Here is a 15,747-nt window from a genome sequence, read left to right on the forward strand (position 1 = left end):
GCGACGCCGAACGGGCCGCCACTTCGGAACAATCAAGCGAGATTGATCAGTTGCACTGGGCACCGGGGAAGCCAGCCTTGATCCATTCCAGGGCGGGAGTGCCGTCTGGTGGAGTCACGCATTCGCCGGAGAAGGCGATGACGTTTTGCACGCTGCCTGTCTTGCTCGCCTTGTCGAATTGGTACTCGCCATAGGAAATGCCCTGCATCGCCTGATGCCCCCCGGCGCGAGCCATTTGCACCGTGCCGGACACCGACTCAAAGGTCGCGCCCTTGAACGCCTTGGCGATCTCCTGCGGCGCGGGGATCTTGCCCTGTTCAACCTTGGCGCTTTCCGCTGCGTGCTTGAGGCCGAGAATGGCTTGGGCCATTTTGCTCGCCGGGTAAGTTGGCGCGGAGTTGTACGCGGTTTGGTACTTGTCCTTGAACCAGCGATTGAGTTCGTTATCTGGCGCGAACGCACCAAACGGGCCACGGCCACCTATGACCATGCCGTTGGGAGCCTGGTCCTTGTAGCGGTCCAGGGCGGACTCGCCGCAGGTCAGGACCGCGGTGGCGTCTTCCAACAATCCACGGGCATTGGCTTGCAACACAAGCGCTTCCATGTCGCCGCCCCAGAAGCTGGAGTGGATGATGTCTGGGCGCTTGACCGACAGAGCGGAAATCTCGGCGCCGTATTGACCCTGGAAGACCTTGGGCATCTGCGACTCGACCACCTTGGCCTTGGGCATCAACTGCTCCATGGAGTGGGTGAAGTCTTTCCAGCTGTCTTGTCCAAAGGCGTAGTTCTGCTGGATGCCGGCAACTTTCTGCGCGTCGGGGCGGGTCTTGGTCAGGTAACGGGCGGCACCGATATTGTCCACGACCGCATCAAGGCCGGTGCGGAACACAAACTGCGGTGTCTTGTCTTCATTGAACAGCTGAGAAGTGCCGCAATCGTAAAACACGGTCATGGCCCCCAGCTCTTCGGCCACAGGCGCAATGGCCAGGCAGTCACCGGAGGAAATGTAGCCCACCACTGCATCGACCTTCTGGCGCTGCACCAGGTTACGGAACTCTTCGACCTGTTTAGCCGCGCCTCCCGCTTCGTCGATGATCACCACCTCGATTTCGGCACCGTTGATACCAATGGTGTTGTAAGGCGCCGGGAGCTTGCCTTGGTTTAGCCCTTCCACCAGCAATTTGGCGGCGTTCGCGGACGGCTCACCGAACGGCCCGGCTGCTGGGCCCGATAGGAAAGTCACCACGCCGATACGAAACTTACCGTTCTCGGCAGCCATGGCCGAGGAGCCCATGGACAGGGCCACGCCAGCGGTAATAGCGAGGGTCAAACGGTGCTTCAGTATGTTTTTCTTATAATTGTTCATCTGTGCTTCCACTTTCGATTGATGAATTGACTAGGGACTCTCGGGACGACTCTTTTTCGAGTTAGGGCTTTCAGCGTTCATTCGACGCTTGATGGTTGCGCTGTTCTGCTGCAGTTCCTGGGCGGAATACACCACCCAATTACCCAGCATCACCTTGGCGGGCGGGTAATCGTTGTTGAGCACCGGAGTGCCAATTGCCTGGGTCTGCTGGATTTGGTGGGTTAGCGGATCGATCCTTGAGACGAACCCGGGCGGATCTTCTGGCAAGGCAATTTCCAAGCCTTCCAAGGCATGTATCAACTCCTGGGAGTCGACACTGCCCAGCGCTTTTTCATAGGCTTTGGCTAACACCATGACACCGGTGTAGGCACCTTCGGCAGCGTAGGTCGGGTAGCGACCGTTGATGGCCTGGAAGCGCTCGACAAAGGAACGATTGCGCGGCGTATCCGGCCAGTTGTTATGGTGCCGTGCCGAGAGGATCAGCCCCGGAAGCGCCTGGTCGCCCAGGGACACCAGGAAATCGTAGTTACCACCGGTGTCGAAATTGGCGAGGCGCGAGGTGGCGAACAACCGGGTGCTTGCTGCCTGCTTGACGAAGGCCTGGAAGTCACCGCCCCACAGGGCCGAGACAATGATGTCGGGTTTAGCTTGTTCCAGAGCAGCGATATAGGCGGAGTAGTCAGGCTCATACAGGCGTGGCCAGAGTTCGGTGACGTCCTCGAACTTGACACCCAGTTGGGCAAAGGCCTCGTGCAAGTCATCGCGGGACACGTGGCCGTATTCGTAATCCGGGCCTATGAACGCCAGGCGTTTCCATCCGGTTTGTTGTTGCAGGGCTTGCAGGTAGCGGGCACCGGCGGCCATCGAGGTCCAAGTGTCATTGGTGACTCGGAAATAGTACGGGTGGCCGTTTTCCAGGGTCATGCGCGAGGACGCATGGTCGGTGCCGATCATCAGTACTTTCTCGCGCTTGGCCAACTGACTGACCGCCAGCCCCACGCCGGACGAGACCATACCGCACAGCACTTGCACACCGTCCTGATGAATGAAGTTTTTCGCCAGGCCTACGCCATAGGAAGCCTTGGACTGATCGTCATCGATGATCACGCGCAGACGTGGCACTTGCTGGCCAGCCTCGCGCTGCGCCTGCAACTCACCTAGGGCAATCTGGATCCCGGCGATGCTGTCCTGGCCGTAGATCGCTGCGCGCTCGGTCATCGGGTAAAGGCAGCCCATCGTCAGGTCCGCCTGAGAGGCGGCAGCGCCCAACTCCACGCGGCCGACCTGAGCTGAAGCAACAACGCTCAGCAAAAGACTGCACACTGTGAACGAGCAATAAAACCATGGACGTGGCAGTGACATAAGTATCCTTTAGGGCGTTGGCAACGCCTCTTGTTAGTTCGCCAGAGGGATAGAGCAAAGGGTGTGCCAGAAAGGCTGAAAAGCTTGTAGGAGTTGCCTAGGCAAGTGGCTGCGATCGGACGCATAGCGGCCGCCAGCTTGGAAATGCAGTCTGCCAGGCATACCTGGGCGCCCGGGGTGAGCGCACTTGAAATTGATCGCAGCCACGTGCCTCGGCAGCGGCTACTGAGATTTGCGACGATTGCATTGAGCGCTTAGCGCTCAACCTGCGCGCATTGTTGAGCGGTTACCGCTCGGTCGAGCGATCCAGTCCCAGGCGATGCAGACGGCGCTTGAGCGCGTGCCGGGAAATCCCCAACAGGCTTGCTGCCAGGCCCTTATGGCCCGATGCGCGGCTCAGAGCATCGGTGACCAGATCACGCTCGGCGAGTTCGAGCTGCTCGCCCAGTACCAGTGGCTCGATCTGCAGGCCTTGCAACGCTGAAGGCAACATCGCCACGCTAATCGCCTGCCCTGGTGACAGTATGGTCAAGCGCTCTACCAGGTTTTTAAGCTCGCGTACATTCCCCGGCCAGCGGTGACGGGCCAATGCCTGGGCACTGTCCGGCGGGAAGCGGATCGGTTCGACCCCTTCCTCCACAGCCTGGCGCCGGGCGAAATGCTCGGCCAGCAACAGCACGTCTTCACCGCGCTCGCGCAGTGAAGGAATATCCAGTGTGATCACGTTCAGGCGATAGAACAGGTCCTCACGAAACCGTCCCGATTGCACGTCATCGGCCAGATCCCGATTGGTCGCCGCCACCACCCGCACATCCGCGCTACTCGCGGCATTGGCGCCCACGGCTCGGTAGCTGCCGTTCTCAAGAAAATGCAAGAGCTTGGCTTGAAGTGCCAGCGGCAATTCGCCGATCTCATCGAGAAACAGCGTGCCGCCATTTGCCTGACTGACCAGCCCGGCACGCTTTTGGTGAGCGCCGGTATACGCGCCTTTTTCCGAACCAAACAACTCTGCCTCGATCAACTGCTCCGGCAATGCCGCACAGTTGACCTCGATAAACGGTTGCCCGCCCCGCCCGCTATGGTTGTGCAGGGCTTGGGCGACCAAAGTCTTCCCTGTGCCGGATTCTCCAAGCAACAAAATCCGCGTTGCGGAACTACGGGCAATGCGCCCCACCGCTGCGTGCAAGGTGCTCATCGCCGGGCTATGGCCAAGCAGGCCAGCGGCCAGTTCATCACTCACCGCCACTGCGGGTTCTTCGCATCTGGCCAATGGCAAGGTGCTGGTGATGGTCGCCAGCAGGTCGTCGAGTTCAAAAGGTTTTGTAAGGTAGTCAGTGGCGCCGCTTTTCACTGCCTGTACGGCGGCGCGGGTATCACCGTGAGCGGAAATCATGATCACCGGCAGTCGTGCGTGAAGCTGGCGTATACCGTCCAACGTGGCTAGGCCATCGATGCCCGGTAAACCGAGGTCGAGCAGCACGATATCGATGCCGGTGGTCTCCTCCGCCAACAGCTCCAGTGCTGCCTCACCACTGCCGGCCGTGCTGATGCGCATTCCTTCACCGCGCAGGGCATAGCTGAGGGAGCGCACCAGCGCCTCTTCGTCATCTACTATCAAAACGTGAATGTCAGACATCGGTGGTTTACTTCGCCTCGTTCCCTGGGGGCGCGGGAAAGTCCAGGATCACCTGAGTCCCTACGCCAAGCGTACTGATAATGTCCATGCGCGCACCGTTGGCATCCAGCAGTTGCTGACTGATGCTCAGCCCCAGCCCGGTACCCCGCGCCTTGGAGGTAAAAAACGGTTGGCGGATGCGCTGCAAGTCCGCCTCGGAGATACCGCATCCCTGGTCAATGACCATGACTCGCACCTGCCCGCCCCATACTTGGGCGCACAGGCGCACAGGGTTCTGGTTGTCGCAGGCCTGGAAGGCATTCAAACAAAGGTTGACCAGGATCTGCCGGATCTGGTCCGGGTCGACGTAAAGCTGCAAGCCTGGTTCTGTTTCGCACAGCAATTGCGGGTCGTCCGGCCCTGCCAGCCGGACGATCTGCTCGAACAACGACGCGACGGCAACCACCTCGGGTTGAGCCGGGTGAGGCCTCCCATATTCCAACAGATCGCTGGTGACATGGGATAAGCGGTCGATTTCCTTGCCCAGGTCGGTCAGCAAGTGGCGTCGCTCGGGTTCTTCTTCTCGGCGCAGCAAGGCTTGCACTGTAGTTTTCATGGTTGTTAGGGGATTGCGCACCTCATGGGCCACGCCCGTGGCAAAGGCCCCCAGTACCGCGAGATTTTCTGTCCGCACAGTGTTTTCCAACATGTCCGCCAAGCGCGCGGCCATTACATTGAACGCCCGCGCTACATGGTTGATTTCGTCGTCACGGGGCTGTTCAGCCAGGCGATAACTGAGGTCGCCCATGGACAACTGATGAGCGCCCTGTAACAAGGTGCTGACCCGCGAGCGCAACTGTCGCGACAGAGTAAAAAAAACTATGAGGATAAACACGATAAAACCAGCAGCTATCCAGTACAACCACCAGCGTGCATCGTTCAACGGCTTAAGGATGGCCCCAGGCTGCACTCTGAACACCAGTTGCCAACCGGGAATTATCTGGGGGCCGTCACGCCACTGATTCGGCGCCTCGACCGCGCGCCCGGTGGGGTCGATAAAGGCACCGCCTGGCACCCGCAGCAACGGCGCAACCACCCCGCTCATCCCGGCACTGACGAGCAACTCGGTGAGTGATGCAAGGCGCAGGTGCAAGGCGATGCGCACACGGTGATCGGTGCGACCATTGCGGATGGTCTTGCGGATCAAGAAGCCACCCGAGCGCCCGGGTTCAGCCAGCAATGGCCCGATCACTTCGATATCACCTACCCACTGGATCGGCAGTCCGGCGATAGACCAATGAGTGTTGGTCCAATAGGGCTCACCAGAGGCGGCTTGCCCCGGCAGCACGTTGACCAAATGATCCTGTTCATCGAAAAACAGCACGCCATACAGGAACGGAAAATCCGCTTCGATCTTGAGCAAAGACTCCACGTCACTGCCGGGCGCGGACTGATCGGCAATAAACCCCGGCATGTTCGGGTGATTGGACAATGCCGAGACCTGGTAAAAGCGATCATCGAGAAATGAAGACAAGCGGTTCGCCGTGGACAAGGCCTGGGCGTCCAGACGTTCACCAGTCAAGCGATTGAGCAAATCTTTGGCCAATTGCTCATAGAGCACTGCCAGCATAATGAGGGCGATGCTCATCACAAAGACGGACAGCAAGGTATAGCGTGCCACCAGGCTGCCGTGCGGCCGGGCGAGCCACTTGCGCAGCAAGCAGAAGTAAGCAGTACGGTTCATGGCTTTTTTTGATTGTTTTTATAAAGTCGCTGCCAGCATAGAGACGACAGCTTGTATCTGTCTATTCGTCTCGGTGGAAGTACGACTGCGAATTGTCGGAGATACCCTCCTCCCCGCATATTCTGCGACACACTTGACGCTAACAGCTTCACGATCGCAGAAACCCGACCACCATCGCTAACCTGGAAGGTATCGCTCGCATGGCGAAGGCAAGGCGAACTTTCTTTCGTGGGGCATGGCTGGAGTTAGCCCGTGGCTCCTCCCACAAATGGATGAGTGTTGATCACAGATGACGTGATCAATACAAAACCTGTGGGAGGAAGCTCACCGCAATAGTGTCAGATTGAGCGACTCAGGCCTGTCAGTCAGCCATAGCCTCTTCTGCTACCTTCTTAGTAGTCTTGGGCGACTCAGCACCTTTGGCCGGCTTGGTATCCGCCGCCTTCAGATCCTTGGCAAATGTCCCATCCACCTCGCCTTTGAAGAAGTTTTTGCCGTAGATCAGCAAACACAACACAACGCCAATCCCGAATGCCCAGCTCGCACCCTTGATCGCCAGTACCGCGCCGATCACGCCCGCGATACCCAAGTCGCGCTGGCTACGAGCTTCAAGGATGCCCAGACGCACACTCACATAACCCTGGATCAGCAACGTCAGCGACAGGGCAACACCGAGAATAGGCTGTACCAGAGTCACTACCGGCAACAACAGCAGACCGGTGTTGGTCCCCCAACGGAACGACCCGACACCGCCGATGATCGATTTCATCGCCTTCGGCCCACCTTTAAAACGCTCGATCACCACCACCAGCATCGCCGCCCATTTTGGGCCGCACATGGCGACATCCGGGCCAAAGATACTCATGAACGCATTACGCGCGCCGAAGATCAGGTGAGAGCGATCGGCGTTGTAGTCGACGACTTCATCAGTGCGGACAGTTTCTGCCTCATCGAGGAGCGATTTCGCACTGAGCACATCGCCGAAGACAATGATGTACACCGCCAGCATGGTCGGCAGCGCGGAGATGAACATCGACAGTGGCGGCATGCCCAGACCGAACACAGTGTAGTTGCTCCACAGCCCGGCGAAATCCGGTTTGCTGATGCCCCACTGAATGGTTGGCCATGGCGCCTCACCGAACAGCGGCGCAATCACCACTGCCAACAGAATGATCGGCAAGATGCCGAGCTTGGCGAAGTTCCACCAGAAGCGGTTGCGCTGTTTCAGTTCGTTGAAGTGCTGGGAGAAGATCAGATAGAAGGCGATGCCGACCGCAATGGAAATGGTCCAGGGCAGCACATTGAATTTACCGCCAACCTGGAACACCGCGATCACCGCACTCAAGCCGGCACCGACGATAATCCCGGATTTGATCGCCGAGGGCACATATTCCACAACCTTCTTCGCCATCCCGGTCGCCCCTAGGGCAATTGAAAAAACCCCCAACATCAACTGGAAGGCAATCAAGGCGTGGACACGCTCCGGGCCCACTGGAAATTGAGCACAGTAAGCCATCAACAGGGGTACCGCCGGGGTGATCCAGCCAGGTACGGTCGGGTCACCGAGCAAATGGTGCACGAGGTAAAGCAAGCCGTTGAGCATCACGACGGCCAGTGCGACCTCAAATGGCATGCCGAGCAGTTCGGTCATCAGCGGAATGGCGGCCAGATCCACGGCACACATCAGCAAGCCTTGAAGGTAGTCCGGAAGCTCGATTTTGTAGTGAACAAACGGCAACCGAACCTTGAAAGGACCCAGCGGGATGTACGGGCTTTCGCTCCGTTGCGCAGTAGTGTTGGACATTGAGTGCACCTGTTTTATTGGTCTTGTAATGGCAGACGCCCGAACCGGCAGGCTGGGGCGTCGCGGCTTTTCGGGATCAGTAGGCTGCGCGGTAGATTTTCTCAATATCGGTGGCGGTCAACTTGCGCGGGTTGTTGCGCATCAAGCGGTCGATCTTACTGGCCTCTTCGGCCATCGCCGGGATGGCATCCTCAGGCACGTTGAAACTGCGCATACCGATTGGGATATCCACCGCGGCACATAGATCCGCCATGGCTTTGACAGCCTGATCCGCCGCATCCTTGTCGTTCAGGTCGGCGACACGCACGCCCATGGCTTCGGCAATGTCACGGAAGCGCTCGACGCAGGCCATCTTGTTCCACTCCATCACGTACGGCAGCAGCAGGGCATTGCTGACACCATGGGCGATGTTGAACCGGCCGCCCAACGGGTACGCCAGCGCATGCACTGCGCCTACCCCTGCGTTACCGAAGGCCATGCCGGCCATCAGGCTGGCGGTGGCCATGTCTTCCCGGGCTTGGAGGTTGGACGGATTGGCATAAGTCTTGGGCAGCGCCTTGGCGATCAGCTTGATCGCACCCAGCGCAATGGCATCAGTGATGGGCGAAGCATTCACCGAAAGATAGGACTCGACCGCATGCACCAGCGCGTCGACACCGCTGGCCGCCGTCACACTGCGTGGACAAGTCAGGGTCATGATCGGGCTGACCAACGCTACGTCAGGCAGCAGGTAGTCGCTGACAATGCCTTTCTTCAGCTTCGCTTGCTTATCAGAAAAGATGGCCACGTTGGTCACTTCCGAACCGGTGCCAGCGGTCGTCGGAATGGCAATCAGCACGGGGCCTTTGCGTTTCACCTGATCGACACCGAACAGTTCGGCCAGCGGGCCTTCATGTCCGGCAAACGCCGCGACGCCTTTGGCGATGTCGATTGCACTGCCGCCACCCACAGCAATCAACCCGTCGTGACTGCCCTCGCGATAGGTGCGGGTACAGTCCTCAACAATGGCAATTTCAGGTTCCGGTTTGACCTGATCGAAAATGCCGTAACAGCGCCCCCCCAACTGTGCCAGCGCCAAGTCCACAGTGCCGGACTGGACCAGAACGGCGTCTGTCACGATCAGCGGGTTTTTGACATTGAGGCGATTCAGTTCAGTGGCAAGCTGCTCGATAGCAGCCGGTCCAGTGATCAGTTTGTTGGCGATTTTGAAAGCAGAGATGTTCATAGTGCTCGTCCAGTGGATGTTGTTTTATTGGAAGACGTGCCATATGAGATAGCGAAAGACGTGCCAATACCCGCAAAGCCCTGTGGCGTGGGCCTTTGCGCGATTCACACGAAAAAAGAGGGTTTTTTACCGGTCAGTCCCGATTAGTTTTCTGATCGATTAATTCGGGGCTGATTAAAATCCTAATCAGAATGTTCCCAGCGTTTCATTTTCTGCACCACAGTCGCCTGACTCACGCCCAACGCCTTGGCCGCCAGGCGCGTGGTCTTGTGCACACGCAGCGCGGCACGAATCGCACTGCGCTCGGCGTTTTCCAACACCTTGCGCAGCGGTAAGCGGCTGTCATCGGTATTCAGCGGGTTGAGGTTGAGGATCTCCTCAGGCATGTCCAGCGCCTCAATAGTCCCGGTTTGATTGGTCACCACCAACCGTTCGACGATGTTGATCAACTCACGGATGTTGCCAGGCCAGGTGTAGTCGCACATCAGGTCGAGGGTTTCGAGACTCCATTGAACCTGGCGTTCATAACGGACATTGAATCTATCGAGGTAGTAGTTTAGAAGCGGCAGAATCTCCTCACGACGCTCGCGCAGTGCTGGAATGTTGATCGGCACCACGTTGAGCCGGTAATACAGATCAGCCCGAAAACGACCGTCTGCCACCAGACGCTTGAGGTCGTGGTGGGTGGCACTAATGATGCGCACATCGACCTCCTTCAACTCCAGGCCGCCGACAGGAATGAAGCGATTTTCTTCGATAACCTTGAGTAACTTGACCTGCACCGGCAGTGGCAAATCACCAATTTCGTCGAGAAACAATGTTCCGTGATGCGCCAATTCCAACAGGCCGCGCTTGCCTTTGGGGCCTGCGCCTGTGAACGCTCCAGGCGCATAACCAAACAGCTCGGCTTCAATCAGATTCTCGGGCAGTGCACCGCAGTTGAGCGCGAGAAATGGTTCACTGGCCCGTGGACTGGCGTTGTGGATGAATTGCGCTACAAGGGTCTTTCCGACGCCGGTTTCTCCCTGAAGCAGAACCTTCACCGAGCTACTGGCAACCTGCCGGGCCAGCGAGAAGACGCGGCCTGAAACCTCCTGATCGGCCATAAGCGGAGAACGCAAAAGATTGTCTCGTTGGCCAGCATGAAGTTTGGCGGTGCTGTTGCGCAGTTGTTTAAGCTGTTGCAACTCATCGCGCTCGTGTTTCATGCGCAGCAGTTCGGTCATGTCGCGTACGGTACTGACAACATATGAAATCCGGTTATCAGCGTCGAGAATCGGCGTGGCGCTGACTAGCAATTTCTTGCCCTGACTCAGGCTCTGCATCACCGACACCGGCCGACCTTCATGCAATACACGCAGTGTGGCCGATTGCGAGAGGACGCCCTCCTTCACCAGCTCCTGCATGGATCGGCCGATGAGATCAGCACCACTGAGCCCGGTCTGGCGCTCATAGGCTTGATTGACCTTCAGCGTCTTGCCGTCGCCATCAGTGATGTAGACGCCGTCATGCAAAGCGTTGAGCAGTTCTTCGAAACTGGCGTCGTTGACGTTCACCGGGGAGATTCCTTCGAGAGTACGGAGCCGTTAAGTGTAAACGTTGTGTTGAGGGATGGAGAGTGACGGGAAGACAAGAGAGCAATTGAAGCCTTGAAGTGGTCCCATGCAGCCAAGGGCATGGGGCCTAATCCAATAGAAGCGTGTGACGCCGGCGTTGACTCAAGGGCTGGCTGGAACAGGTCACCGTCCGACAAGTGAAAAGAGTCATCACTTACCTCCCCTCTCACGAACTGCTCCCACACCACCCGCCCACCTGGAAGAACAGCAAAGACACTAACTTCAGAACAACCCGCACGAGCAGTTAGCTTGCTACAACAAGCAAAACGCTCAATGCAACAAGCCATTTGCCAACTGGCACCTGTGCATTGAAGGTGTAGCATTGAGCGAATAACACGAAACCAACTTCCCCTGCAAAAAAGCATTCAAAGGATGAAATAATGAAAACAACATTTTCTCACTTTGCCGCAGTAGGTTTCATTGCACTTGGCACTCAGGCTGTCGCTGCACCGCTGCTACAGGAGTACAACTTCAAGCAGGACGTAAATGCAACAATATCCCAAACAAACGCCTGGTTAGAGATCAGTAAATCTGCTTTCAAGCAAAATATAGAATTCGTAAAAAGCAGATTATCGAAAGGCAGTAGCTTGTGCGCCGTGATGAAAGCAGATGCTTATGGCCACGGCATCGCATTATTGATTCCGACGATCATGGAAGCGGGCATTAATTGCATCGGCATTGCGAGTAATGAAGAAGCGCGAATTGCCAGAAAAGAGGGCTACACAGGAAAAATAATTCGCGTTCGGCAAGCCACGGAGGGAGAAATCGTCAGCGCATTGCCTTATGACATTGAAGAGCTTATCGGCAATGCACAGGTAGCCCAAGCCATCAGCACGCTGGCAGAACACAATGGCAAGCCCATCAAAATTCATCTCGTTACCAATGCGGGCGCCATGAGTAGGAATGGCTTGGAGCTTGCCACCGAGCAGGGCAAAAAAGACGTGCTGGAAATCACCTCAATGAAGGGACTGAAGGTCACCGGGATCATGACGCACTTCGCCGTCGAGGATAAGGCCTTCGTCATGGAGGCCTATGACAAGTTCATGTCGGAGCAGGACTGGATCATCAAGACAGCACACTTGAACCGTGACGAAATTACCGTTCATTGTGCCAACTCGTTCGCAACGCTTGACGTCCCGGCAACCCACTTGGACATGGTGCGCGTGGGCGGAGCACTTTACGGCGATTTGATCGGCCGCGCCGAGCTGAAACGCGTCATGTCACTTAAAAGCAAGGTTGCTGCGGTCAACACCTATCCTGCCGGAAACACAGTGGGTTATGACCGCACGCTCACACTGACTCGAGACTCCAGGCTCGCCAACATCCCAGTAGGTTACTCAGATGGCTACCGCCGAGTGTTTACCAACAAGTCTTTTGTCGTTATCAATGGCGTGAAAGTGCCCACGGTCGGAAAAATCTCGATGAACACAGTTATGGTAGATGTGACCGACATAAAAAACGTCAAGCCCGGCGATACCGTAACGCTCTATGGCAAACAAGGCGATGCCGAGATTACACAAGCTGAATTGGAAGACATCAATAACGGTGCACTGCTCGCCGATGTTTACACCATGTGGGGCACCTCAAACATTCGAATACTGGTCGACTAAAGCAAGAGGCCCATAGCATGTGATGAAAAGCCACCTCATCAGGGTGGCTTTTCATTGCGCAGTTGCACTGATCCGCCAGTTGGCCAAAAACCGCACCAGAGTTCAGTTGGCAACGGAGCTTCGGCCTGGGCAGCGGTCATGGTTTTTTCAGGACGTCTGTTCCGTCTTTCAGCTGGCGGCATTTTTATCCGATGCACGCTGCGGCGTTAGGGCATAAGCACCATCGCCACACAGCGCGATAGCAATCAGCACCGCCGTCCAGAATGCCGGGTACTCCCAGCCCCCGCCGGTACTGCTGAACAGCCAGCCATTACCCGAGTGCGCCCAGGTGGCACCCAATAAAACAGGAATGGCCGCCAAGGCCGCATAGCGAGTTTTAAAGCCCAGCACCAGCATTGCACCCGTGGTGACCTCAACTCCGAGAACCAGCCACGCCAACACACCCGGCAAGCCAATCGACTCAAAAAAACTTGAAGTACCTGACATTGTAAAAACGAAAACCTTTAAATACAGAGAGTGCGCAAGCAACGCAATACCAGCTGTCAGGCGAAGCAATAAAACACCATAGGATATACCTTTAAAATCGTCCATACAACTTCCAAAATAACACTGACAGCGCACGTTGCGCTGCCTTCCGAATATATTGTTGCGAGTAATCAGCAACCCTACAATCTGCAATTTAGCTATTACGGACTGCATATATGCACACTTGGGACTGGGACGATCTGCGCCTGATACTTGCCGTTGCCGAACACAAGTCTTTTGCCGCCGCCGGACGCGCACTTCATCTTAATCACACCACCGTGCTGAGGCGTATCAATGCCTTCGAAAAACTTCATGCATTTCGACTATTTGATCGCCTCTCGACCGGCTACACAATGACTGACGCCGGAGAAGAATTACTGCAGACAGCACAAATCATGAATATCGCCGTCAGCGAACTGTCCCGCAAACTCGAAGGCAAGGATCTGCGATTGGAGGGCATACTCCGCATTACCACCTGCGATACTTTAATGGCATCCATTTTACCGGAGGCACTTGGAGGATTCAGTGAACTCCATCCCGAGATATCACTTGAAGTCACCACCGGCAATTTCATCAGCGATCTGGCCCAACGGCATGCAGATGTAGCAATACGAACCAGTGACAGTCCTCCCGACGCATTGATCGGTAGGCGTATCGCCGATGTCGGGTTTGCCGTTTACGCTGCCAGGGGATTTTCTCAGCGTCATGGGAGCGTTGATCCAGCGCACTTCAATCGATGGCTTGCCCCGGATCTCGCACTTGGTCAAATGGATATTGCAAAATGGCTGCGTGCCAGCGTTCCTGCAACGTCCATTGTTTTCAAGGCCGACTCTTTGGTCACCCTTAGGCAAGCAGCGCTGGGGGGCTTGGGAATAGCCGCACTTCCCTGCTATTTGGGCGATTCAACCCCCGGGCTAGAGCGGGTCCCGTTCGTAGGACTCAACGCCCTCAAAACGGGACTGTGGGTCCTCACCCATCAGGACCTGAGACATACCGCTCGGGTGCAAGCCTTCACCCGCTTTTTGAATGAAGCACTTCAACGTTCCTGGCCTGGACCGACAACCACATGACCGTTGAGCAGAGTGACGTATTTCAGATGGAACGTAACCTTGCGTACCGTTCAATTGCGATTTTTTCCGGACAGTTACTTTCTTTATTCATGGGGGGCTTGCCGGGGAGGCAATCCCTGGTTTTCACCAGTGCCGCGATCATTGCGCTGGTGACTGTGCTGCTCCTGTCTCTCACTCACAAATGCTACTGGATCGGGTAAGTACTGCACCTGATCTCAACCAGCTCAAACCAGAAATTGTTCAACTAACCGAACCCAGTAACTAGCCCCCGTCCCCAGGCAGTCATCGTTGAAGTCGTACCCAGGGTTATGCACCATGCACCCCCCTTCCCCATCACCATTACCGATAAAGAGATAGCTGCCAGGACAATGCTCAAGCATCACTGCAAAATCTTCACTGGCAGCAATAGGTGCCATGTCTTGAATCACCCCCTCTTCACCCAACCAATCAACAGCGACCTGTCGGGCAAACGCAGTAAGCTGAGGATCATTGATCAAGGGTGGCAATGATTCTTCCCTATCAACCTCCACACTGACACTGGCACCGAAGCTAAGCGCTTGAGCTTGGGCAACCTGGACAATCCGCTTGAGAAGGTCGGCACGAACGTTAGGCTTCAAGGCGCGCACACATAGTTGGAGTACTGCATGCCCCGGAATGACATTGGGCGCCTCACCAGAATGAAAGGAGCCCACAGTGATCACCGCCGTCTCCAGAGGATCCGTATTGCGCGACACAATACTCTGCAGTGCCATGACAATTGCCCCTCCAGTAAGTATGGGGTCAATGGCTTTATGTGGCATTCCGCCATGCCCGCCCGTACCATCAATTCGAATTTCAACCGTATCGGTGGAGGCCATGAACGGTCCGGCCCGAAAACCCAACTTCCCTACTGGCAACCCAGGCATGTTGTGCATACCGAACAACGCATTACAGGGAAATCGCTCCAGGAGACCATCATCCAGCATTTTCTGCGCGCCCCCATCGCTTTCTTCGGCGGGCTGAAAGATGACCACCAGCGTACCGTCGAACTGCCGGCTGTTGGCTAGGTGCTGCGCGGCAGCCAGCAGCATTGCAGTATGGCCGTCATGACCACAGGCATGCATGGCGCCTGGATGCTGGCTCGCATAAGGCAATCCGGTCTGCTCCTGAATCGGCAGTGCATCCATATCTGCCCGAATACCAATGACCTTACTTCCACAACCTTGCTGAAAACGCCCTACAACACCAGTCCCCCCAAAACCACGATGCACCTCAAACCCCCACGACTCGAGCTTGGCAGCAACCAGATCTGAGGTTTTGAACTCCTTAAGGCTGAGCTCCGGATAAGCATGAAGCTGACGGCGCAACTCAATCATTTCAGCTTCAATGGCACGGATACCCGGCAGCATGGGTCGAACGGTCATGGACTTCACCTGTTTCATGTAAGGGAGGCTCGCCTGCAAAGTGCGAGGATATAAAGCTCATCAACGTTAAGTGCTGCAAACTCTGCTCAATCACTGGCAGGCAGCTGTATTGTCTAGCGAGTCGTGAAACGCATCATGACGCGCCCACCTCGAGCGAGTTTGTAGCGCACAATGGCAAATACCTGAGCCGTCGCTGGTTGATCTGGGAGGTACGTTTCGCGCCTGCTATACACGGCCAAGAATGTTTCTTGTAGCAAGTCCTCGATATCACTTGGTTGACACTGAAGTCTATTACGCAGAAATTCACGCGCATGAACACTTAGCTCCGACAAAAACGTGAGATAGGCTTTTCGTTTCCGCCCAGGCCTGCGAGGAACGATGCTTGTAGGTGAATCACCCGATTGAGA

The 15,747-nt window shown here is 56.3% G+C and carries 12 protein-coding genes; 2 read left to right on the plus strand and 10 right to left on the minus strand.

Annotation, left to right across the window (positions count from 1 at the left end; all coding sequences use genetic code 11):
- Positions 1-46: 46 nt before the first annotated feature.
- The 7 genes from AABM52_RS19820 to AABM52_RS19850 all read right to left on the minus strand — a co-directional run bounded on the left by AABM52_RS19820 (position 47) and on the right by AABM52_RS19850 (position 10,672).
- Positions 47-1,366: an ABC transporter substrate-binding protein gene (locus tag AABM52_RS19820; protein ID WP_218497857.1), complete on the minus strand. Its 1,320-nt coding sequence runs from the start codon at positions 1,364-1,366 to the stop codon at positions 47-49.
- Between the two features lie 30 nt (positions 1,367-1,396).
- A complete protein-coding gene (locus tag AABM52_RS19825; protein ID WP_218497856.1) occupies positions 1,397-2,728 on the minus strand; it encodes an ABC transporter substrate-binding protein in 1,332 nt (443 codons plus the stop codon).
- 286 nt (positions 2,729-3,014) lie between these two features.
- Positions 3,015-4,364 carry a sigma-54 dependent transcriptional regulator gene (locus AABM52_RS19830; protein ID WP_218497855.1) on the minus strand — a complete coding sequence of 450 codons (1,350 nt, stop codon included), beginning with the start codon at positions 4,362-4,364 and terminating at the stop codon, positions 3,015-3,017.
- A gap of 7 nt (positions 4,365-4,371) precedes the next feature.
- Positions 4,372-6,087, minus strand: a complete 1,716-nt coding sequence (locus AABM52_RS19835) for a PAS domain-containing sensor histidine kinase (protein ID WP_218497854.1) — start codon at positions 6,085-6,087, stop codon at positions 4,372-4,374.
- Positions 6,088-6,448: 361 nt separating this feature from the next.
- Positions 6,449-7,891, minus strand: a complete 1,443-nt coding sequence (locus AABM52_RS19840) for a hypothetical protein (RefSeq protein WP_218497853.1) — start codon at positions 7,889-7,891, stop codon at positions 6,449-6,451.
- Positions 7,892-7,967: 76 nt separating this feature from the next.
- Entirely contained in the window at positions 7,968-9,116 is a 1,149-nt protein-coding gene (locus AABM52_RS19845; protein ID WP_218497852.1) for an iron-containing alcohol dehydrogenase, read from the minus strand.
- Between the two features lie 182 nt (positions 9,117-9,298).
- Positions 9,299-10,672 (minus strand): sigma-54-dependent Fis family transcriptional regulator, encoded by a 1,374-nt coding sequence (locus AABM52_RS19850; protein ID WP_218497851.1) that lies wholly within the window; start codon positions 10,670-10,672, stop codon positions 9,299-9,301.
- A gap of 440 nt (positions 10,673-11,112) precedes the next feature.
- On the opposite strand from AABM52_RS19850, the gene alr reads away from it, so the two are divergent.
- Positions 11,113-12,342, plus strand: a complete 1,230-nt coding sequence (gene alr / locus AABM52_RS19855) for an alanine racemase (RefSeq protein WP_218497850.1) — start codon at positions 11,113-11,115, stop codon at positions 12,340-12,342.
- Positions 12,343-12,510: 168 nt separating this feature from the next.
- On the opposite strand, the gene AABM52_RS19860 is transcribed toward alr, so the two are convergent.
- Complete coding sequence (locus AABM52_RS19860; protein WP_024777155.1) at positions 12,511-12,933, minus strand: DoxX family protein; 423 nt, start codon at positions 12,931-12,933, stop codon at positions 12,511-12,513.
- A gap of 110 nt (positions 12,934-13,043) precedes the next feature.
- Here AABM52_RS19860 and AABM52_RS19865 point away from each other — a divergent pair, with 110 nt between their 5' ends.
- Positions 13,044-13,937, plus strand: a complete 894-nt coding sequence (locus AABM52_RS19865) for a LysR family transcriptional regulator (protein WP_218497849.1) — start codon at positions 13,044-13,046, stop codon at positions 13,935-13,937.
- A 224-nt stretch (positions 13,938-14,161) separates the two neighbouring features.
- Here AABM52_RS19865 and AABM52_RS19870 read toward each other — a convergent pair whose 3' ends face one another.
- Together AABM52_RS19870 and AABM52_RS30570 are read right to left on the minus strand one after the other, a co-directional pair.
- The gene (locus AABM52_RS19870) at positions 14,162-15,340 is read right to left on the minus strand and encodes a M20 aminoacylase family protein (RefSeq protein ID WP_218497848.1); all 1,179 of its coding nucleotides are present in this window, start codon (positions 15,338-15,340) and stop codon (positions 14,162-14,164) included.
- Between the two features lie 113 nt (positions 15,341-15,453).
- Complete coding sequence (locus AABM52_RS30570; protein WP_218497847.1) at positions 15,454-15,672, minus strand: sigma factor; 219 nt, start codon at positions 15,670-15,672, stop codon at positions 15,454-15,456.
- Positions 15,673-15,747: the final 75 nt, after the last annotated feature.

The organism is Pseudomonas grandcourensis, assembly GCF_039909015.1.
GTDB lineage: Bacteria > Pseudomonadota > Gammaproteobacteria > Pseudomonadales > Pseudomonadaceae > Aquipseudomonas > Aquipseudomonas grandcourensis.